Here is a 22,993-nt window from a genome sequence, read left to right on the forward strand (position 1 = left end):
TTCCAGGATTTAACTCAGTGAGTAATTAAAATGAAAACAGGCATAAATAAACTTCTGGTGACAATTTTAATCGCTTTTAGCATCGGTTTACCATTCTCAGCCTCTGCCGATGAGTCTTCAGTCACACCAGAAATAAACTCACCATTAATGTACCTGTTGCCGGATTCCCCTACTTTCGAAGACACCATCCCTGTCTTTCGGGAGAAATTCAACAAAAAACACCCGGATACTCCTCTGTACGAATATCGGGTGATTGCAAGCACAGATATTTCTCAACCTTTCATCCGCGCCGCCAGTAAAATCAATGACAAAATTTACTCTTCAGCGGTACTTGAACGAGGCAGCGAAAAAATTAAAAGTCTGCAAATTACCTTGCTGCCATCACAAAATAAACGAGAAGATGAACAAAACCATATATTGGCAAAGCAATATATCACAGCCCTGATCAGCCAATTCGAACCGACCTTTTCTCCTGAACAAGCCGAAATTCAATTGGAAAGGCTTTTACAAACAGCAGAAAACCGAGCTGCTTTCAGTCAAAAAATGGGAGCAATGCGTTATATCATCGTAAACAGCAGCGAAAATATAATGACCTTCGCAATTGAACCGATTAAGCTATCGTTATCTGACACAGCAGCAAATGAAAATTAGTGACACAACGCAGAGCTATTCGCGTTGATGATCTTTATACTGTCGGGATTCCACTTACAGGGAATGACATCACCATAATGTCATTCAAAGAAAGAATATTCATTCAGTTCGCAATTTGATTATTTTCTGGTTGGAGGGAAAAATATGCGACATCCATTAGTTATGGGTAACTGGAAATTAAATGGCAGTACCCACATGGTTAACGACCTGATTGCAGGCCTACGTAAAGAACTGAGCAACGTTGACGGCTGTGACGTCGCTATCGCACCACCAACAGTTTATGTTTCTCTGGCAAAAAATGCCCTGGCTGGTAGCCGTATCGCTCTGGGTGCACAAGATACTGGCGTCAATCTTTCTGGTGCCTTTACGGGCGAAACCTCCGCAGAAATGCTGAAAGACGTCGGGGCAAAATATATCATTATCGGCCACTCTGAACGCCGCACTTACCACAAAGAGAGCGACGAATTCATCGCGAAGAAATTCGCAATCCTGAAAGAGCAAGGTTTGATCCCTGTCCTGTGCATTGGCGAAACTGAACAAGAAAATGAAGCCGGTCAGACTGAAGCTGTTTGCGCGCGACAAATCGATGCCGTTCTGAACACGCTGGGCGCGGAAGCATTCAAAGATACGGTGATTGCTTATGAGCCAGTTTGGGCAATCGGCACAGGCAAATCCGCTACACCTGCCCAGGCTCAGGCCGTCCATAAATTTATCCGTGACCATATCGCCAAACAGGATGCAGCTATCGCTGAACAGGTCATTATTCAATATGGCGGCTCAGTTAACGCCAGCAATGCAGCAGAGCTATTCACCCAACCAGATATCGACGGTGCTCTGGTCGGTGGCGCATCACTGAAAGCTGATGCCTTTGCTGTTATCGTAAAAGCCGCAGCAGAAGCGAAAAAAGCGTAAGTTTTTAATTAAGACAGAACCGCCACGCAGTATCACTTGTGGCGGTTTTCTATCCCAAATGAGTTCAATGATTAACGCCGGATAATGTCGTCAAATGTTCCGCCTGTGGCAAAATGTTCTTTCTGAGCGTTCTCCCAACCACCAAAAACCTCATCAATCGTAAAAAGCTTCAAATCAGGAAAAACCGCGTGGTATTTTTCTGCAATTACTTTATCACGAGGACGATAATAGTTCCTGGCGGCAATCTCCTGCCCAGCCGGAGAATAAAGATATTTCAGATATGCTGTTGCCAGCTCACGCGTTCCTCGCTTATCAACCACCTTATCGACAACAGAAACCGTTGGCTCTGCCAGAATAGAAATGCTCGGCGTCACAATTTCAAACTTGCCTTTGTCCAACGCATTAATTGCCAGTAACGCTTCGTTTTCCCAGGCAATCAATACATCACCAATTCCGCGCTCCACAAACGTATTCGTTGCACCGCGTGCGCCGGAATCCAACACTTCAACATTTTTATAAAGCGCTTTCACGAATTCTTTAGCTTTAGCCTGATCTTGGTTGTTATGCGCCAGACCATATCCCCAAGCAGCCAGATAATTCCAACGTGCTCCGCCGGAAGTTTTCGGATTTGGCGTAACCACCGCAACATCTGGACGAATTAAATCCGACCAATCCTTTATCTGTTTAGGGTTTCCTTTTCTCACTAAAAAGACAATGGTTGATGTATAAGGTGCTGAATTATCTGGCAGGCGCTGAATCCAATTCTTATCAATGCGCCCATGCTCTGCAATGGCATTCACATCATAAGCCAGTGCCAGCGTCACAACATCCGCCTGAAGACCATTAATAACAGAAGTTGCCTGCTTGCCTGAACCGCCATGTGATTGGCGGATTTTTACATCATCCCCCGTTTTGTTATGCCAGTATTCGCGGAATGCCTCATCATACTGCTGATAAAATTCACGTGTCGGATCATAGGAGACATTCAATAATTGCTGCTCTTTTGCCCATGCACCGTTAGTTACCGCCAGCGCCGCCAAGAATAACGCCGATACCACATACTCTTTTGCCATTGCCCATCTTGAGCCTCTATTTATACCTCTTGCATCCACGATAATATTTCCCCTAAGTTATTATGATTTCTCTATAAAAACTGACAGAAAGCGTTATGACGCAGAAATAATTTTAAATTTCTGCTTATGCATAAGAAGAATATGAGGAACGAGACAGCCAGAGCATATGGCTGTCTCCGCAAGAGGATCTGACAGGTAAGAAAGGATTAGTAGAGTTTCTTCGCGGTTTCCAGCCACTCTTTCTTGAAGACACGCTGCATATTTTGCACCGCATCAATGATATCATGATGAACAAGTTTCTCGTTCTGGATACCAACACAACGACCACCGTGACCTTCCAGCAGTAGTTGAACAGAGTATGCCCCCATACGGGAAGCAAGAATGCGGTCATAAGCGACAGGCGCACCACCACGCTGGATATGTCCTAATACCGTCGCACGGGTTTCATGGTGGGTTTCTGTCTCAATATATCTCGCCAGCTCCGCGACATCACAAACATGCTCAGTTATAGCAACAATCGCGTGACGCTTGCCTCGTTGAATTCCAGCTTTAATTTCAGCCAGCAATTCCTCACGGTCGAACGGAACTTCACTTTCAGGCAGAACAATAAATTCGCATCCACCCGCGATTGCCGCTGATAAGGTTAAATCACCACAATAACGTCCCATCACTTCAACAATCGAAATTCGTTTGTGGGAAGTTGATGTATCGCGCAAACGGTCAATCGCTTCAACCACCGTTTCCAACGCCGTGAAATAACCAATGGTGTAATCTGTGCCCGCAACATCGTTGTCAATAGTTCCAGGCAAACCAATACAAGGGAAACCTGCTTCGGTCAGCTTTTTCGCCCCCAAATAAGATCCATCCCCTCCAATCACCACCAACGCATCGATTCCATTTTTGCGCATGTTTTCAATGGCAGTTTCCCGAACCTTATCATCTCTGAACTCTGGGAAGCGGGCTGATCCCAAAAACGTACCACCGCGGTTAATCATGTCGGAAACACTAAAGCGATCAAGCTTCTTCATGCGGTTTTCATACAACCCCAGATAGCCATCATAAATACCATAGACTTCCAACCCTTCGGTTAAAGCGGCACGAACAACACCACGAATAGCGGCGTTCATGCCAGGCGCATCACCGCCACTCGTTAAGACTCCAATTCTTTTAATCTTGTTGATCATGATGACCTCTGACTTGTAGATATAATATTTGAGAAACCTGATTGTCACTGCATTAGCTGAATTGATTCAACTCTAACTATAATACGGAAAAACACCCAGTCTGCATCAAGATAATGTCTGTTTTTTGATGTTCTTTTGATTATGAATAAATTCCCCTTCAATCCCAGCGGTTTTTATGCTCTTCAGACACGACAGAGCTGGGATCTTGGTGAATAATAATATCGGCATCTGGGAATCTACTCCGCAATTTATTTTCAATCCCATCGGCTAGAGCATGCGCTTGCACCAAGGGCAAATTGTCATCTATCTCCAGATGGAACTGGATAAAACGCGTTGAGCCTGATTGACGAGTCCGCAGATCATGCCCACCAGCTATACCCGGATAATTTTGAATGATCTCAATAATCTCCTGTCGCTCTTCATCTGGCAAGGCGCGATCAAGCAAAGACTGTACAGCATCATAGCCCATCCGTAACGCACTATAGAGGATATAGGCTCCAATACCCAAAGCAAAGAGTGCATCTGCGCGTTTAAAACCATACAGACTCAAAAACAACGCCAGCAAAATCGCCCCATTCATCAACAGATCGGACTTATAATGCAGCATATCCGCGCGGATTGCCTGACTTTGCGTTTTACTGATCACCCATTTCTGGAACGTAACTAAACATAACGTGGAAACCAAAGCAATGACGATTACCCATATACCTATCGCCGCATGTTCCAATGGCTCGGGGGAATATAGATGCTGGAAGCCTGTCAAAAACAAGAAAATTGCCGAACCGGAAATAAACATACTTTGCGCCAAAGCCGCCAGCGATTCAGCCTTACCGTGTCCAAAAGCATGTTCGTCATCAGCAGGTTGAAGTGAATAGCGCACAACAAAAAAATTCGTCAAGGAAGCAGCCAAATCGACCAATGAATCCACTAACGCTGCCAATAAACTCACCGAACCCGTCAACCACCAGACAAAAATTTTCACGATCAACAGCACACTAGCCAGAACCGTTGCCGCCAACGCAGCAGAACTGACCCATCGCCCATAATTTATACTCATTGACTACCGCCTTTCGGTTCTTCAGTCACTCTCAAGTATAAAAATAGCGTGTGAAATGGAAAAATATAGGCGCAGAGGGGCAAAGTGAGTCGCTTCACTCCAACTCCCCACCATGGCTTTCAATTATTCCACTGAACTCCCTCACTCCACTATCTCGTTTAATCGCCGACTTGCATAATCTACCAACTGCATCAGGGTGATTACTAACGACGAACAGCACAGACATAAGATCCCTCCACCAACAGAGCTATGTCATGAGCTATCGGCAATATGCTTTGTCAGACTAGGTTTTACATGTTAGATGATTTCAACGTCTAGACTATTACTATCCGGTTTTTGGTTTTCGGCAGCAGTACACTTTGAGAGTTCATTTTCTTACTGATAATTAACGTGAAAAAAAAAAGCCCCTCACAGGGGCTGAAAGACAGGGATGGTGTCTATGGCAAGGAAAACCGCTGTTAATGCCACTATGTAGCAAAAGTATAGGAATCAAGAGTAGTAACAAAAAAATTAATTCACTTTTCGAGCTTCACATTCGTTTGTTTTAAACAATTTTTTAATAACCCTTTCTGCTCTGGTGTTAAAAGTTGATAAATCTGATTGCTAATGCGTGCAATTTCTACACCCAAGGCAACATTCTTTTCAGCTATTTTTTCGAGCTGCGAGCGAACCTCAGCTTCATCAAAATCCTCTGTTGCCAAAAGCGCACGCAACTTTCGATGTTCAGCTCGCATATCAAGCTGCGGCTGTTCATACTGATGCTGCTTTTTGACTAAATTCCACATCTGCTCACGTTGATGCTCAGTTAACGCTATTCCACCGAAGATATAACTATAGTTATATTGACCATCTTGGTGATGATTAAATCCCCTCTTATACCCATATGGCATACAATATGGATGTGTGGAGGAAGGACTAACACTAACCTCAGGAATATGATCCGTATCAGCAGTTTTAGCTAAAGCCTCCGCTGTTCCGAGAACAACCATTGACGCTAAAGCCAATATTGCTATGTTACGCATTAAATTTCCTCGCTTTCTCGAACAGCAGCATTCGATTCAGTGTGGATAACTATAAACCTGCGGCTGCAAACTAGCGTCAGAGCATGTAAAAGAACGTAAAGTCATGGAATAGCGAAGTTTGTTATCGTATTTTGCTCTTGGAGGAAGAATTAATGCATAAAATCTTATTAGTTGATGATGACCGCGAACTGACATCGCTATTAAAAGAATTGCTCGAGATGGAAGGATTCAATGTTGTAATCGCCCACGATGGCGAACAGGCTTTACAATACATCGATTCTTCAATTGACCTATTGTTGCTGGACATCATGATGCCGCGCAAGAACGGCATTGAGACGCTGAAAGAGTTACGGCAATACCACCAGACCCCTGTTATCATGTTAACGGCTCGTGGTAGCGATTTAGACCGTGTTTTGGGATTAGAGTTAGGAGCAGATGACTATCTCCCCAAACCGTTTAACGATCGCGAACTGGTCGCCCGCATACGTGCCATTTTACGCCGTTCCAACTGGAGTGAACAACAAGCTGATATTGGGACACCTATACTGGAGATCGATAAACTACAACTCAACCCAGGACGTCAGGAAGCCAGTTTTGATGGTGTCATTTTGGATCTCACTGGCACAGAATTCACTCTGCTTTATTTATTAGCACAACATTTGGGACAAGTCGTTTCCCGTGAACATTTAAGCCAAGAAGTATTGGGAAAACGTTTAACGCCTTTTGATCGAGCTATTGATATGCATATTTCGAATCTACGCCGTAAATTACCCAATAGAACTGATGAACTACCATGGTTTAAGACATTACGCGGCCGTGGATACTTAATGGTTTCTGCAAAATGATCAACAGCTTGACAGCCCGTATATTTGCAATTTTTTGGTTCACGCTTGCACTTGTCCTGATGATAGCTTTAATGGCTCCCAAACTGGACTCACGGCAGTTAACACCTCTTTTAGATAGCGAATATCAGTTAGGGGAAAAACTGGCAAAACAAGTAGAAGAAGAATTAATGCACGACTCTGGGAATGATCTATTCTGGTGGTTACGTCTAGATCGTGCTATTGCTTTGTGGACTCCTCCTGGACAACGTCTGATCCTCGTCTCCAGTGAGGGGCTGATTAGCGACATTAATACTCCCCCCCATCAACAACAAGTTATCCGCAACTTTATCGGTCAATCCGATAACGCTGATCACCCTAAAAAGAAAAAATATGGCCGTTCGGAAATACTCGGCCCTTTTTCTGTCCGTGATAGAGAAGATCATTACCACCTCTACATCATTAGGCCAGCGGGCAGTCCACAATCAGATTTTATTAATTTGATGTTTGACCGGCCATTTTTACTGCCCGCAGCCACCATGTTAATCAGCGCTCCACTACTCTTATGGCTATCATGGAGCCTGGCAAAACCCGCTCGTAAACTCAAAAACGCAGCCGATGACGTCGCGAAAGGAAACTTACGACAACACCCTGAACTGGAATCCGGACCACAAGAATTTTTAGCTACCGGCAGTAGTTTTAACCAAATGATTAGTGCACTAGAAAGGATGGTCACCGCCCAACAACGTCTGATTTCCGATATCTCCCATGAGCTGCGCACGCCGCTTACCCGTTTACAGCTAGCGACTGCCTTATTACGCCGCCGTCATGGTGAAAGTAAAGAGCTGGAGCGTATCGAAACAGAAACCCAACGTTTAGATGGTATGATTAATGACTTACTAGTACTTTCCCGCAATCAACATAAAAACGAGTTACTGCGCGAGAATATCAAAGCCTACGATATATGGTCTGACATCCTGGAAAATGCAAAATTCGAAGCTGAGCAGATGAGTAAAACTCTCGATATCGTCTCACCTCCCGGAAACTGGATAATTTACTGCAACCCCGCAGCACTCGGCAGCGCACTAGAAAACATCGTCCGCAATGCATTACGTTACTCTAGCAACCATATTGCTGTTGCATTTAAGGCAGATAACCAAGGCGTAACAATTACCGTTGATGATGACGGCCCAGGAGTCAGCCCAGAAGACCGAGAACATATCTTCCGACCGTTTTATCGAACAGATGAGGCACGGGATAGAGAATCTGGTGGAACTGGATTAGGGTTGGCGATAGTTGAAACAGCAGTGAGCCAGCATCGAGGTTGGGTGAAAGCAGAAGATAGCCCTTTAGGAGGATTACGGTTGATAATTTGGTTGCCATTGCATGGAAGATAAACAGGCTTTCGCCTTGAAATTTATCTAAGATGTGTTGACGTTTTATGAAAGGAATTTGAGCGGCAGGCATAATGATCTGGTATCATTGTCTTCGCGAAAAACGATTACCCGACCCCATCATGCCAAGAACCATATTATCAATATCCTTATGGGATAAACTAGTTATATTGATGCAATAACGTGGAGATATTTACCACAAAGAAGAGCACTACCTGACTTTCGAAGAACTCCTTTATCGAATGAGAATGGAATGTCCGTGACAGGATTTACCTGATGAGTTTGGAAAATGGAATACCTTCTTTAAGCGCTTTAATGCATGGTCAAAAAAAGCACTTTTAATTCATAATCCAAATTGTTATCTAAAAACACGGACACCGAATGGCTATTTATTGATAGCAGTATTATCCGTACTCATCAACTTAGCTCAAGCGCAGCTTCAACAGAAGATGAAGTCATCGGTAAAAGTCGGGGCGGGCGCTTTACAAAAATTCATTTAGTTGTAGACAGTTACGGTTTACCCGTCTATTTTGAGCTGTCAGGCAGTCAAACTCATGATATTGCCCATGCGGAAAGTTTTTTGGTCGTCCATTCACCTGTATCAAATTTAGTGATTGCTGATAAAGGTTACGATAGAGGCGCTTTCAGAGGTTTCGTTGAAAAACACAGGGTGAAAATGATCATTCCTTATCTAAAAAATAGCCAAAATTTGGATAAGAATATTGATAATATTTTATACCGTTATCGGTATTTAGTCGAAAATACGTTTTCCCAAATGAAACATTTCCGAGCAATTGCAACAAGATACAATAAATTAGCTCGAGATTATGCCAGCATCCTGACACTGACGTTTGTCATTATATGGCTACCAATGTAGGTTGAATGAATGATGAACAATAAACGTCAACACGCCCTAATTACAAAATGTAACAATTAAAGAAAAAAAGTTATTATACTTGACCTCAAAGCGTTGAGGGACTAATCTCGTCCCTGCTTAACATAACTCGTTGATATGTTAATTTTTGTTAATATAGAAAAATCCTTTTATATTAAATGGATAAGTCAAATTGTTACACATAATAGGCACTCTGGGAGCCGTAACCTAGTGCGGTAGCTTTGATGAAGTATAATATATTCATGCTCTAATGTTTCTTTTCCGATCCTATATCAATAATATCCAATCAAACGACTGTAATATGTTGTAGAAACTATATAGCATCCAGTAATGCCACTGCCACTTTGCCTGTTCAGCATCACCAATTTACACAGCGCATAATATTAATCGTTCCGCTCCCAAAGCATTGAGACTACCTATCCTGATAAATATAATCGCTATTATCTATAAACCAATGGCACCAAGAATATCTTGGGATATTTAGTAAAGTAATGATCGCTCAAAGCCCCAAGCAAGATTTTAGTGTTAATCCGGCTAACTATTAGTTTCTATTGAAATTTTAACCTTTCAAATTCTATATAATAGTCTATAGAACTAAGAAGCGATAATGTTATTAAACTAATTATCGTGTTATTATTTTAAAATAACTAGGATTCAAACTAGTGGTAAAACATAAGAATAATCAAGTTATCGGTGGAGTTTTATATAAAGGACTTTATATAATTGCGACATCTTTTAATGCTTTGTTAATGATAAAAATATTATCTCCAAAGGAACTGGGAATATGGTATGTGTTCATGACATTGCAAACTTTGATCTTTATTTTGAATAATGCGCTAATACCTAATATATCTAGACAATATTCTTTAGGCCTTAATAATAAAAATTATATTTTTAATTGTTATGAGTTTCATTCAAAAACCAATCTTTTGTTTATTAGGCTTGTTTTAATTGTACTATTCATTTGTTTTTCAGTAACTTTTCTTTATCTTAGCAAGATTATTTCGATATTTAGTTACGAAAACAGAATTATATTAGCATCATGGATTATTATAGCATTCTCATTATGCTTTGAAGTATATTATACTTCATATGATTGCGCATTTAATGGTATAGGTGAATTTACAAAAGTTCATTTTGCAAATTTTATTTCCAGAAGCATTTTGTCACTTCTAGGATTATTACTAATCGTTATAGATATTCATCAATATTCCCTTTTATTATTCTGCGTTTTTTTATCTATTCAGTAATGTTATTTAAAAGAATTATATTATATTACTATTTTAATAGTTCTTTCAAGAAAGGTAGTGAACATGAAAAGAAAAGTACAAAAATATTTTAATAAAATAAAAGAAAAAATTTACAAATTATCTTTTTTATCTCTTTTGTCAACTATAGGTGGGGGATTAATAGTTAGAATTGGCCTCTTTATTTTACCTTACTATGTTTCTTAGAAGAAGTAGTAGTATGGTTTGACATATCAACTATTTGAAATCATATTAATTTTTTATTCACTGTAGCATTAATAAAAACTCCACAATGGATAAACTCCTATAAAATGGAGATAATAGCTTAATAAAATCTTATAGCAGAGTAAAAAATAATTGTGTTTTATTAATGTTCTGTGGAGGCATTATATTAAGTTTTATAGGAAATTATATTCTTCAATTTTCTAATATAAAAACTCATTTATTATCTGTTGAAATATGCTTTATTTTTGCCATAACGTTTTCATTACAATTGAATCATAGTATTTCAGGGCAATTACTTACTATTCAAAATAAAATCCCTTTCGCATACGCATCATTATATACAGGAATACTTGCATTCATATTATCTATAATATTAATACCAAAGTTAGATTCACTTGGAGCGATATTAGCAATATTAGTTTCACAAATGATATATAATAATTGGAAATGGCCATTGGAAGCCAGGAGGTTTCTATTAAATGAACAATATAAAAACAAACAAAAATATAATTAAACTTTTTATTATTTGTGAATTATTATGTTTTTTCTTTGTTATAATCAAACATAAATACGTTTCAGATTACTTTGGAGTAGATGTTACTGTTAGTAATAACAATATAATATTATTTTTTATAGGTATAATTTTTTTATATTTATCCTATTATTACTCTTGGATAAAAACGACACTTTTTTTCAACAGTCGTAAAAAATTCAAGTCATTGAGTAATCTAAATAGCCTCTTTTTAATACTAGTCATCCTTTATTTTATTTTCTTAATTAAAACTGGTGTTGGCAAAGTTACCATAGCTTCTGAACCAAAAAATCTTCTTAATGGTTTCGAAAAAATAATATTTCTTCCTATTATTCTATTGAAAATAAATTTCTTAATTTACTTATACGCAGCAGGTTGTAGAAATAAAAATAAAATATATTATTTAAGTTTGATTATATTTGTAATTGCAGAGCTATATAGGGGTGTTTCTTTTCCAATTTTGTTACTAGGAATAATTGAATATAAAAAATGGAAAAAATATGCAAAGTTAAGATACATATTCGTATTCTTCCCTATATTATTGTTATTTATCAATACCGTATATAACTTGAAATATATGATGAGAATGGGGGATGAATATACTTACATTGATATACTGCAAACGTCATTAATGCTTGCAGGGCGGCTGAGTGTATTATCAAACATTCTCTATAATTATGAGCATATTGAATCATTACGTAACGCCATCAACTCTTATAGTTATAACCCTGTTAGTGAATTTCTTGAGAAATTGACACCAATGCCAAGTTTATTTGGTATTAATGATAAAATAATAGAATTTGGTAAAATTATATTTGAAAATTCATATGGCAGACTTGATAGTGCTATAGCAATATCAGTTATGGGAATGATATTCGTCATACCAGATAAATTATATATCATTATGTCAATTTTATTTTTTAGCTATATATTTATCCATTTTATCATTGGAAAACTGGACTGTTCGAACGAACAGAATATTGTGGCATTTTTCTTTGTCCTCCTTACCTTATATCAAGGTTTTTGGGGAATATTGGCAAATTATTTATATTCCTTATTTGTTTATTTACTTATAGTAATAATAAATCAAATGCTTGTTGTTGGATTAAGGAACAACTGTGAACAATCTATTAATTAAAGTTCTATCATTACCAGATGCTGATGTCCGCCGAAAAAAATTTAGCAATACGTTTATAAAAAACTCTAGTTTTTCTTATGAATTTTTTGATGGTATATATGGAAAACATTTAAAAAAAGAAAGTATTGCTCAAATATATTCATCCGAGAAAGCCAATAATAAAATCAATCGTGATTTAACTTTAGGAGAAATTGGTGCCACATACTCACATTATTTAATGTATTTAGAAGCTAACAGTAAAAAAGTAGATTATTTGCTTGTTTTAGAGGATGATACTTTTATAAATCAGGATTTTGATAAGGTAATAAAAAAAATAACAACTAGAATATCTCCTGAAGAAGATGCAATTATATTTATTCAAGAGCATACTTTGAATAAAAAGGTTATATTTAGCAGAAAAATACAAAAATTAACAAATAATTATGGCATGAGAAGATTACTTGGTAGTTCTCAATATTTTGTTGGTTCCTATGGTTATATAGTGACTAAAGAAGCAATAAATAAATTGATTCTAAATTATTTACCAATTTTTTGTGTGTGTGATCATTGGTATTTTATCAAAAAACAAAGTGGGATAAAGAATTTTTATTGTGTAATACCAAGTGTAGTCAAAACAAATGAAGAACAAGTACGGATGATCGATAGCTTTATCAACCACGATAGACAAAAAATTATCAAAAAAAATAAAATTTCAACAATTGCAAAAGCAAAAATTTTAGTCAAAAAAATTGTACTAACAATTACTGACAAGGACTGGGAATAGATGAAATTTTATAATGTCTTTACTGTATTATCAAAATTTGTTATCGCCCTCATAATATATCCATTTTATAAAACTATTAAATTGAGAAATATTAAATCTATAATTATTGTTGGTACTAGAAATGGAGAAAGTGGATATATTACCTTTAGATTCGACAGATATAGTGTATTAAATAATACAAAAGAAAATATTGAAAGTTGTTTTATAATGTTTACTTGGAGAAAAATATTAAGTCTCAATCACTCCAATATAATTATTGAAATAATAAAAAAAATAAGTAGTATCAAAAATGATATAAATATATATATATGCTCCCATGAGCACTCTAACATAACTAATATAGAATTCTTCTGTTCAAAAAAAGTAATTTTTATTAGTATTAATGAGATTCAAAAAACAATAAGTAATACGGATTTATTTATCACAGACTACTCAAGTATCTCATGGGATTATCTATATCAAAATAAGCAAGTTTGCTTTATTCAATATGATTATGATATCTATACAAAATACGAAGGTGTTTATTTTGATAAAGCAGATTTCTTTGGATATTTTCTCAATGATGTTAATGAAATAGGTGATGATTTTTTTAGGAATGTTTATAACTTCAATAATATCAGAAACAAAGAATTTTTGTTAAAATATCCATTTTATGGTCAAGGAGAGAAAAAACACTCGGAAAAGTTAGAATTATTAACAAGGAACATTAAATGAATATCATTATTTACGCTACCGCAGCTGTAGAAGGTGGCGCATTATCAATGCTAAAAGATTTACTGAACTTTATAAAAAAAGATAATAACTATTATACTGTGTGTATTAATGAAAGTATAAAAGAAGATTTAATAAGTGCAACTAATATCTCTTACCGTACCATTGATACTAAAAGTACATATAAAAGAATTTACTTTGATTTTTGGGGTTTTTCAAACTGTTTTGATATCAGTACATATGATGCAGTTATTAACTTACAAAACATACCAGTACGGACAAACTTACCTCAATTTCTATTTATACATCAACCAATACCATTCTCTAATATCACGTTCTCTATTTTATCCAAAAAAGAACGCAATTTATTAATGTATAAATATATATATGCCTCATTAATCGCCTTTAACAAAAAGTATATTAGTCACTGCTTAGTTCAAACAAACTGGATGAAAGATGCAGTAGCTAAAAAAATTAAATTAAATAAAGAATTAATTCATATAATCAAACCAGACATAAAAATCGATTATTCAAAAATAGATATGACAGAAACGAAAGTTAACGATTTTATCTATCCAGCGGCATCTTATAGCTATAAGAATCACTTAATTTTAATTGAGGCCATGAATATTCTCGGAATTGATTTTTTAGATAAACATAACTTTAGATTATTACTTACTATAAAAAGAAATGAAATTCCTAAGCTAAACAATCTCATAAAGAATTATGATCTAGACAATTATGTTCTCTTTTCTGGGCATATTTCTAGAGATAAGGTTTTAAATTTAATAATAAAAAGTAGAGCAATGTTATTCCCATCCAATCTTGAAACTTTTGGTATTCCCTTAGTTGAAGCAGCAAAATTAAATACATATATAATTGCCAGTGAACTTCCTTATTCGAAAGAAGTATTAAATAATTATAATTATGTTGATTTTTGCAATAACAATGATGCTTCAAGTTGGGCTAAAAGTATTAAATCTATTATTGAATCAGAAGAACCAATTAGAGAAAATACATTTCATTATGAATCCGGATGGAAAAAATTACAAGAAATAATAAACACTTTAAATTCACAAAGTAACCAATTGTATTAAAAATAATTTATTATAATTTCAATAGATAAATGTAAGGTAAATCATGTTCAATAATAAAATCCTTTTAATTACAGGTGGCACGGGTTCTTTTGGGAATGCTGTATTAAGAAGGTTCATAAATACGAATATTAAAGAAATTCGTATTTTTTCTCGTGATGAGAAAAAACAAGACGATATGCGTAAAAAATATCATAACTCTAAGTTAAAGTTTTATATTGGTGATGTCCGCGACTACTCCAGTATACTTAACGCAACACGTGGAGTTGACTATATTTACCATGCAGCAGCTCTTAAACAAGTTCCTTCTTGTGAATTCCACCCAATGGAAGCAGTAAAGACAAATGTTCTTGGTACTGAAAATGTTCTTGAAGCCGCAATAGTAAATGAAGTTAAACGCGTTGTTTGCCTCAGTACTGATAAAGCTGTTTATCCCATTAATGCCATGGGAATTTCTAAGGCCATGATGGAAAAAGTGATGGTTGCCAAATCTCGTAACTTAGACAGCAGCAAAACTATCATTTGTGGCACACGCTATGGGAATGTTATGGCATCACGTGGCTCTGTGATTCCTTTATTTGTCGACTTGATTCGTTCTGGAGCACCTCTGACAATAACAGATCCTAATATGACGCGCTTTATGATGACACTTGAAGATGCAGTGGATCTAGTACTATACGCTTTTGAACATGGAAGTAATGGTGATATTTTTGTTCAAAAAGCACCAGCAGCTACAATTGAAACATTGGCAATCGCATTAAAAGACTTATTGAACGTCAACGAACATCCAATTAATATTATTGGTACCCGTCACGGTGAAAAATTATATGAAGCTCTTCTCAGTAGAGAAGAAATGATCGCCGCAGAGGATATGGGTGACTACTATCGAGTTCCACCAGATCTGCGTGATCTTAACTATGGTAAATATGTTGAACATGGTGACAAGCGTATTTCAGAGGTCAAAGATTACAATTCGCATAATACACAACGCTTAGATACTGAATGTATGAAAAAATTGCTTCTTAAATTATCATTCATCCGTGCCTTGTGTGCTGGTGAAGAATACGAACTGGACGCATGACATGAAAATACTTATCACCGGAACTCAGGGATTTATAGGTAGCAACCTCTGCTTACGTCTTGAAGAAGCAGGTTTTACAGACCTAATAAAAATTGATCGTAATACCTCTGAACAAGACCTTATCTCAGGTTTACAAAAAGCCGAATTTATCTTCCATTTGGCAGGGAGTAATCGACCGAAAGATGAAACAGAATTCGCTGAAATTAACAGTAATTTAACAAAAAAAATTGTTAATTATCTCGCCAAGAAAAATATAAAAACTCCCATTGTGTTGAGTTCTTCAACACAAGCTGAGAAGGATAATACCTATGGCATAAGTAAAGCAGAAGCAGAAAAATGGATAGAAGAATATGGCGAAGCTAATAATATAGATTATTATATTTATCGTTTCCCTAATGTATTTGGTAAATGGTGTCGGCCAAATTACAATTCGTTCGTGTCTACTTTCTGCTATAATATTGCAAACAACCTGGACATTAAAATCAACAATCCATTAACAAAAGTAACATTAATTTATATTGATGATCTTTGTTCTGAATTGATTAATTTATTACAGAAAAAATGTCACAGAGGTTATCTGAAAATTACGCCAGAATATAATACAACAGTAGGAGAAGTTGCAGATCTTATTTATCGTTTTAAAAATAGTCGCAATACGTTGATTACTGAAAATGTAGGGACAGGATTTACCAGAGCCTTATATTCAACTTGGCTAAGTTATTTACGACCAGAACAATTTAACTATAAGATTCCAACACATGGTGATACAAGAGGTGTTTTCTGTGAAATACTTAAAACTCCTTCAACTGGCCAGTTTTCATTTTTTACCGCATATCCAGGCGTTACCAGAGGCGGACATTATCACCACACTAAAAATGAGAAATTTTTAGTCATCAAAGGCCAGGCCAAGTTTAAATTTGAACATGTCATTACTGGTGAAAAATATGAACTTAATGTTTCTCATGAAAATTATGAAATAGTTGAGACTGTTCCTGGTTGGTCACACGATATTACTAATATCGGTGATGATGAAATGATAGTTATTCTTTGGGCAAATGAAATATTCGATCGAGAATCTCCAGATACAATAGCGAGGCCATTATAATGAAAAAATTTAAAGTAATGTCTGTGGTTGGAACTCGTCCTGAAATTATTCGTCTTTCACGTGTATTAGCAAAACTAGATCAATATTGTGAGCATATTCTTGTTCATACGGGACAAAATTACGATTTTGAACTAAATGAAGTATTCTTCAATGATCTTGGTGTACGTAAACCGGATTATTTTCTTAATGCAGCAGGAAAGAATGCAGCTGAAACAATTGGTCAAGTAATTATTAAAATTGATGAAGTTTTGCAAATTGAAAAGCCTGAAGCAATGCTTATTCTTGGCGATACTAATTCCTGTATATCTGCTCTACCAGCTAAAAGAAGAAAAATACCTATTTTTCATATGGAAGCAGGTAATCGCTGCTTTGATCAGCGAGTTCCCGAAGAGATTAATCGCCGCATAGTTGATCATACTGCAGATATTAACCTCACTTATAGCGATATTGCTCGCGATTATTTATTAGCAGAAGGCATTCCTGCCGACCGAGTAATTAAAACCGGAAGCCCTATGTTTGAAGTGCTTTCACATTATATGCCACATATTGACAACTCAGATGTATTAAATAGACTAAATCTTCGCAATGGGAATTTTTTTGTTGTTAGCATCCACCGTGAAGAAAATGTTGATTCTCCACAACAACTCACTAAATTTTCCCAACTTATTAATATAATTGCCGAAAAATATAATTTACCTGTAATTGTTTCCACACATCCACGTACACGTAATCGTATCAACGATAACCGTATAGAATTTCATCCAAATATTCAGTTATTAAAACCACTTGGATTTCACGACTATAATCATTTACAAAAGCATGCTCGTGCAGTGTTATCTGATAGTGGTACGATAACTGAAGAGTCTTCGATTATGAACTTCCCAGCACTAAATATTCGTGAAGCTCATGAACGCCCTGAAGGTTTTGAGGAAGCATCAGTGATGATGGTTGGTTTAGAATGCGATCGAGTTTTACAAGCATTGACTATTCTTGAATCACAGCCTCGTGGAAAAGAACGTCTGCTGCGCCAAGTTTATGATTATAGTATGCCTAATGTTTCTGAGAAGGTTGTCAGAATAATTCATTCCTACACAGATTATGTGAAACGAGTTGTCTGGAAAGAATATTAATGAATCTTGTTTTAATCATTGATGATTATTTACCTCATAGTACTCGCATTGGAGCTAAAATGTTTCATGAACTAGCAGTTGAACTGCGCTCCAGAGGACATAATATTACTGTTATAACGCCAGATTCCCAGCAGAAACAAAAAATAAACATCGTCACGTTAGATGGAATTACTATCTGGCGTTTTAAAAATGGCCCTATCAAGGATGTTAGTAGATTTTTCCGGGCCATAAATGAAACACTACTTTCTTATCAGGCTTGGAAAGCTATTCGTCACTTAGTTACTGAAAACACTTTTGATGGTATTATTTACTATTCCCCCTCCATTTTTTGGGGAAGTTTAGTTCGCAAATTGAAAAAACGCTGTCATTGTTCCGCATACTTAATTCTCCGTGATTTATTCCCTCAATGGGTTATTGATGCAGGAATGTTGAAACAAGGATCGATGATAGAAAAATACTTCCGTATCTTTGAACATTTTTCTTACAATCAAGCTAATTGCATTGGCTTAATGTCTGAAAAAAATCTTGAAGTGTTCCTTTCCGTAAATCAAGGTCACACTTGTGAAATATTGAGAAATTGGGCTAGTTCTACTCCTCTATTTCAAAACGGAAAAGATTATATTTCTATTCGTGATCGCCTTAAACTTCAAGATAAAGTTGTATTCTTTTATGGTGGAAATATTGGCCATGCTCAAGATATGGCTAATTTGATGCGTCTAGCTCGTAATATGCAGTGTCATGAACAAGCTCATTTCCTTTTTATTGGCCAAGGAGAAGAAGTTGAACTGATTAAATCTCTCGCAGAAGAATGGAAATTAAGAAACTTCAGCTACTTACCATCAGTAAGTCAGCAGGAATTTAAATATATCCTCAAAGAAGTTGATATAGGCCTATTCTCTCTTTCAGCATATCATTCCTCTCATAATTTTCCAGGAAAATTACTAGGATACATGGCGCAGGCTTTACCTATTCTTGGCAGCGTGAATGAAGGTAATGATCTCTTAGACGTAATAAACAGTAACGAAGCGGGGTTCATTCATATTAATGGTGAGGATGACAAGCTTTTCACTTCTGCACAAAACCTATTTCTGGATAAAGAATTACGGAAAAAACTCGGGGGTAGAGCTCACCAACTTCTAAAAGAGCAATTCTCTGTCACATCTGCTGCACAACTCATTGAAATTATATTGAAGGCTGAAAATGCTGTTAATTGACGATGGCCTGTTGCAAAAAATATACGATGAAGCACACCTTTCTGACCGCAAGCGCTCTCATTATTTGTTACATAGTTCTCATCAAGAAAAGGTTCAACGATTACTTATTGCAATGGTTGAAGGAAGTTATGTTGAACCTCACTATCATGAGCTGGCCAACCAGTGGGAAATGTTTGTCGTTATGGAAGGCAAAGTTAAAGTATGTTTATACGAAACTGATGGAAAAATCAACCAAACTTTCATTGTTGGCCCTGATACACCTATATCCGTGGTTGAGTTTTCTCCTAAAGATATACATAGCGTTGAATGTATTTCGCCCAAGGCATTAATGATGGAGATTAAAGAAGGCCCTTTTGATCCAAACTATGCAAAAGTTTTTCCACTCTGGTGATAATACAGCAAAGTTATGGGTTGACGAAATGTAGGCTTTCTGTTTTTTAGTAATGCCAAAATGTATATTTGTTAAGGTAGTCTGCGGCATGATGATAAGACATAATTGGCTTTGGCGAAAATAATTACACCAAATCATCATGCTGCCTAATAATTACTGGTTGCTCTCACTTTTGTAAAGCCGAATATAACGCGTAAAAGAGAAATGTGAAAACCTCTATGGACATTTGTTTTGAAGTCTGTGACTCCGATTTGAGCGGCACCTGAGTTATTATAATATCGTTCTGGCTCTTAGTATTGATTGTTCCACTATCTATGACATTATCAGGAGCTCTCTCGTAAAACCGAAAGATAAAACCAAAGCGACGAAGCCCAAGTGCTAGTGGCTAAGGGCTGGGATTCTAGCATGTCTGCCTCGTGCAAAACATTTTGTACTCTGGATGAATGTTGCACCAGAAAAATCGAGCCAAGAAACTATCTTAATAGGCAAGATCTTACCCAACCATAATGTGTTATGCACAGAGTAGCAAAATCTCAATTTTCTAATCTATTTCAATCAATTAGCAAGAAGAACAATTCGTTCTCACGTTCAATAGAAATTCATAAAAAATTCACTAGCTCATATATTGAAAAACATCATTACAATCTTTTGAAAGTTATGACCCATTGTTTGTTTACATATCACCTTATTCTATTTTTCACATACTCAATAGATGATAGATTGGTATCGAAATAATAAACCAATCAAAAACATAATCTTTAATAATAAAGGAACCAAGAATCAGGGCAAGAGCGTGAATGCTCACTTCTTGCCCAATACCGTAAATCCTGCGACTAATACCTTGTCCAGATAGTTAATATCCATGCTCGCAAGCCGTTGTTTTCGGCGAATACTCACTTTTTTGGTTGTTTCTACCCGCAACATATTGACACTGATATGACGCATACATCCCAATATTTCAGCCGATTCTCCCCGATGGATAAGGCAAGCATCTTCTCCCATAGTGACATCAAGAACCCAGTGTAATCGTGTTTCGATCCCCCAGTGGCTCCTGACAGCGGTCGCAAATTTATCCGTGTTTAGCTCCGCTGAACTGATGTAATAACGATAATCGAGCGACTCTTTTCCTTTATTATTAATTCGATACCCGATTGCTACGCCGATGCTTTTTAAGTTTTTCCATTCAGGAAATGGTTGGGATAACGCTTGTGCAGACAATACATGATATTCACGCGCTTCTATACGACCATGCCCTTGTTCTATCGTGATATTTTCGGCATGACTCACTGCTGAGACTTGCGCAGACAACGCCTTCTTGACGGCGTGATACAGCGTTTCCTGATTGCCTTTCACCGCCAGAAGATAGTCACCTTCTTGCTGCACAATTTGTTCCGCAATCTTCGTTTGACATCCCATCGCATCAATCGTTATCAGGCAGCCTTTGATATCCAGCAAACGGAGTAATTTAGGGATCGCAGTGATTTCATTGGACTTTTTGTCTGTCTTCAATTGCCCCATCACAACGCCATTCTGGGTGGCAAACGCACTTACCATGTGGAGCATCGACTGCCGATCCTTGCCGTGATAAGTTCCCCGCAATGTTTTCCCGTCAATGGCGATAATTTCCCCTTCAGAACGTTCATTAATCCCTTGAACCCACTGGATAAAACAGTGCTGAAACTCAACAGGATTGAGACGAGAAATAAGTCGAGCGATAGAATCATGTCCCGGTATTCCATTCGGGAAAAGTGATTTTTTTTGATACCAGTCCAGATACGTTTCGCCGAAATCTTCAATATCTTCCCATCCTTCCGCGCCGGCGATGATGGATGTAATTGCCAGAAAAAGGATATCAAACAAAGGATAACTGATCTTAGACGACTGGCGAGGGTCTGTTAACGTACTGAAATATTGAGAAAAGGCATCGATGCTCATGAGAATACTTCCTAAAAAAAGAAGGATGAGATGATGTTTTTTCTTATCCGTCAACCCTAAATTTTGTTAACAAAAAATTCACGCTCTCACCCTGAACTTTCTATTTACTGGTTGGGATGAATTTTCATATTGGGCATTTAGTATAAAAACTATTTTTGATTCAAACTCTTTTTATACTTTAGATACTCCTATCCATAAAGCATTTAAAACATATCCACCAGGTCAACAAACTCTTCAATATTTCTTTTTATACTTTAAAGGCTGGTCAGAGCCATTTATCTTAGCTATACAGCAAGCATTTACTATATCATGTTTTTTATTTATAGCATCTTGTTTTTCTAAAAAGAAAATCATATCAATTTTATACATCTTATTTTTAACATTAGTTTTCTACTCATTTAGATATGATCTATCCCATATTTATGTAGATGGACTCCTTGGAGCTTATTTTGCATCTGCATTGTCCTTCGCGATAACATCTAAAAAAAACACCAATAATTTTATAATATTATTAATTTTATTACTCACCTTGCCACTTATTAAACAAGTGGGTTTAGTATTTGCATTTTTTATATCCGGAATTTACTCCATAAGATGTTACATAAATTCAAGCGAATGCAAATTAGCCAGAAAATTATCTTATTCATTTTTATATTTTTTAGTTTCAATTGTCATTGTAACAATAGGATATAAATCATGGTCATTTTATATCTCAATCCATGAAATCTCTGTTGACACTATTGTGCCATCATTGACTGAGTATATGAGGCATCCATTAATTGATAGATTTGGTGCTACAGTAAATGCCCTATTAGAAAGAGTTTTTCGAACAAATTTTTTTGTTTTATCATCAAAGGAATTAAATCTATCTCTATTTGGAATAACATTACTTTGTGTGTTTTTTAATTTATCAAGCTTATTTTTATTGTTGATAAACAGAAAGTTCACTGATCTAATTGACAATTTCATTAGTTTAATCTATTTGTTTATATGTTCTATTGCTTACGTTGTATTTCTTTTCTTTTGTTATTTGGTATTTTTTTCAGAATATGAAGGAATTAGGTTAGCTTCATTTGAGCGATACGCAGCATCTTACTATTTTGCCTGGCTATCTGTATCCATGATAATGTATTTTTCACTAATAAAAAATGAAAAATGAAAATTAACCACCATATTAATTGTAATTTTTATTTTAGCATTTTTTTCATCTAGCCAAATTAGAAAAGACATTAAGGGAATAACACCTGATAAAAAATTACTTGAATCAAGATTGCAAGTTCAAAAATATGTTGATGAACTTAAACCCATGATGTCTAATAACGATAAATCTTATTTCATAATTCAAAATTCAACTGGTTTCGAAAAATACATATATAATTATCTCATGTCACCTTTTCATACATCATGGTGGTGTTGGT

19 protein-coding genes and 2 pseudogenes are annotated in these 22,993 nt (G+C 36.4%); 15 read left to right on the plus strand and 6 right to left on the minus strand.

Annotated elements, in window-relative coordinates; translation table 11 throughout:
• Nucleotides 1-30 precede the first annotated feature (30 nt).
• Entirely contained in the window at nt 31-651 is a 621-nt protein-coding gene (locus tag AAC853_RS04270) for a DUF1454 family protein (RefSeq protein ID WP_340613762.1), read from the plus strand.
• 144 nt (nt 652-795) lie between these two features.
• Nucleotides 796-1,563: a triose-phosphate isomerase gene (tpiA, locus tag AAC853_RS04275; protein WP_338883794.1), complete on the plus strand. Its 768-nt coding sequence runs from the start codon at nt 796-798 to the stop codon at nt 1,561-1,563.
• Between the two features lie 71 nt (nt 1,564-1,634).
• Here the strand turns inward: tpiA and AAC853_RS04280 are convergent, their stop codons facing one another.
• The 5 genes and pseudogenes from AAC853_RS04280 to AAC853_RS04300 form a co-directional block, all read right to left on the minus strand.
• Nucleotides 1,635-2,636 (minus strand): sulfate ABC transporter substrate-binding protein, encoded by a 1,002-nt coding sequence (locus tag AAC853_RS04280; protein WP_340613763.1) that lies wholly within the window; start codon nt 2,634-2,636, stop codon nt 1,635-1,637.
• Between the two features lie 206 nt (nt 2,637-2,842).
• A complete protein-coding gene (pfkA, locus tag AAC853_RS04285; RefSeq protein ID WP_338883798.1) occupies nt 2,843-3,820 on the minus strand; it encodes a 6-phosphofructokinase in 978 nt (325 codons plus the stop codon).
• A 157-nt stretch (nt 3,821-3,977) separates the two neighbouring features.
• Nucleotides 3,978-4,877 carry a CDF family cation-efflux transporter FieF gene (gene fieF / locus AAC853_RS04290; protein ID WP_340613764.1) on the minus strand — a complete coding sequence of 300 codons (900 nt, stop codon included), beginning with the start codon at nt 4,875-4,877 and terminating at the stop codon, nt 3,978-3,980.
• A gap of 31 nt (nt 4,878-4,908) precedes the next feature.
• Nucleotides 4,909-5,118 (minus strand): annotated as a pseudogene (locus AAC853_RS04295) (phosphatidate cytidylyltransferase); the annotation flags it as partial.
• Between the two features lie 274 nt (nt 5,119-5,392).
• Nucleotides 5,393-5,899 (minus strand): Spy/CpxP family protein refolding chaperone, encoded by a 507-nt coding sequence (locus tag AAC853_RS04300; protein ID WP_338883802.1) that lies wholly within the window; start codon nt 5,897-5,899, stop codon nt 5,393-5,395.
• Nucleotides 5,900-6,051: 152 nt separating this feature from the next.
• Here AAC853_RS04300 and cpxR point away from each other — a divergent pair, with 152 nt between their 5' ends.
• The 13 genes and pseudogenes from cpxR to AAC853_RS04365 all read left to right on the plus strand — a co-directional run bounded on the left by cpxR (nt 6,052) and on the right by AAC853_RS04365 (nt 19,640).
• Nucleotides 6,052-6,744: an envelope stress response regulator transcription factor CpxR gene (gene cpxR / locus AAC853_RS04305; RefSeq protein WP_338883804.1), complete on the plus strand. Its 693-nt coding sequence runs from the start codon at nt 6,052-6,054 to the stop codon at nt 6,742-6,744.
• Entirely contained in the window at nt 6,741-8,117 is a 1,377-nt protein-coding gene (cpxA, locus tag AAC853_RS04310) for an envelope stress sensor histidine kinase CpxA (RefSeq protein WP_340613765.1), read from the plus strand. The genes cpxR and cpxA overlap by 4 nt, the downstream gene beginning before the upstream one ends.
• A 119-nt stretch (nt 8,118-8,236) precedes the next feature.
• Nucleotides 8,237-8,991 (plus strand): annotated as a pseudogene (locus tag AAC853_RS04315) (IS5 family transposase).
• A gap of 1,331 nt (nt 8,992-10,322) precedes the next feature.
• Complete coding sequence (locus AAC853_RS04320) at nt 10,323-10,463, plus strand: hypothetical protein (RefSeq protein WP_340613766.1); 141 nt, start codon at nt 10,323-10,325, stop codon at nt 10,461-10,463.
• A gap of 497 nt (nt 10,464-10,960) precedes the next feature.
• Nucleotides 10,961-12,151 (plus strand): oligosaccharide repeat unit polymerase, encoded by a 1,191-nt coding sequence (wzy, locus tag AAC853_RS04325; RefSeq protein WP_340613767.1) that lies wholly within the window; start codon nt 10,961-10,963, stop codon nt 12,149-12,151.
• A complete protein-coding gene (locus tag AAC853_RS04330) occupies nt 12,132-12,914 on the plus strand; it encodes a glycosyltransferase family 25 protein (RefSeq protein WP_340613768.1) in 783 nt (260 codons plus the stop codon). Before wzy ends, AAC853_RS04330 begins: the two co-directional genes overlap by 20 nt.
• Nucleotides 12,915-13,628, plus strand: a complete 714-nt coding sequence (locus tag AAC853_RS04335) for a CDP-glycerol glycerophosphotransferase family protein (RefSeq protein WP_340613769.1) — start codon at nt 12,915-12,917, stop codon at nt 13,626-13,628.
• Nucleotides 13,625-14,722, plus strand: a complete 1,098-nt coding sequence (locus AAC853_RS04340; protein WP_340613770.1) for a glycosyltransferase — start codon at nt 13,625-13,627, stop codon at nt 14,720-14,722. The genes AAC853_RS04335 and AAC853_RS04340 overlap by 4 nt, the downstream gene beginning before the upstream one ends.
• Nucleotides 14,723-14,765: 43 nt before the next feature.
• Nucleotides 14,766-15,800 (plus strand): UDP-N-acetylglucosamine 4,6-dehydratase/5-epimerase, encoded by a 1,035-nt coding sequence (gene fnlA, locus AAC853_RS04345; RefSeq protein WP_340613771.1) that lies wholly within the window; start codon nt 14,766-14,768, stop codon nt 15,798-15,800.
• Between the two features lies 1 nt (nt 15,801).
• Nucleotides 15,802-16,905, plus strand: a complete 1,104-nt coding sequence (gene wbjC, locus AAC853_RS04350) for a UDP-2-acetamido-2,6-beta-L-arabino-hexul-4-ose reductase (protein ID WP_340613772.1) — start codon at nt 15,802-15,804, stop codon at nt 16,903-16,905.
• On the plus strand, nt 16,905-18,035 hold the full coding sequence (gene wecB, locus AAC853_RS04355; protein WP_340613773.1) for a non-hydrolyzing UDP-N-acetylglucosamine 2-epimerase: 1,131 nt from the start codon (nt 16,905-16,907) through the stop codon (nt 18,033-18,035). The genes wbjC and wecB overlap by 1 nt, the downstream gene beginning before the upstream one ends.
• Nucleotides 18,035-19,249 carry a glycosyltransferase family 4 protein gene (locus tag AAC853_RS04360; RefSeq protein WP_340613774.1) on the plus strand — a complete coding sequence of 405 codons (1,215 nt, stop codon included), beginning with the start codon at nt 18,035-18,037 and terminating at the stop codon, nt 19,247-19,249. The genes wecB and AAC853_RS04360 overlap by 1 nt, the downstream gene beginning before the upstream one ends.
• On the plus strand, nt 19,236-19,640 hold the full coding sequence (locus AAC853_RS04365; RefSeq protein WP_340613775.1) for a WbuC family cupin fold metalloprotein: 405 nt from the start codon (nt 19,236-19,238) through the stop codon (nt 19,638-19,640). The genes AAC853_RS04360 and AAC853_RS04365 overlap by 14 nt, the downstream gene beginning before the upstream one ends.
• Before the next feature lie 801 nt (nt 19,641-20,441).
• On the opposite strand, the gene AAC853_RS04370 is transcribed toward AAC853_RS04365, so the two are convergent.
• Entirely contained in the window at nt 20,442-21,575 is a 1,134-nt protein-coding gene (locus AAC853_RS04370) for an ISAs1 family transposase (RefSeq protein ID WP_340613776.1), read from the minus strand.
• Nucleotides 21,576-22,993 lie beyond the last annotated feature (1,418 nt).

Origin of the sequence: Xenorhabdus thailandensis (assembly GCF_037996785.1) — a bacterium.
Taxonomy (GTDB): domain Bacteria; phylum Pseudomonadota; class Gammaproteobacteria; order Enterobacterales; family Enterobacteriaceae; genus Xenorhabdus; species Xenorhabdus griffiniae.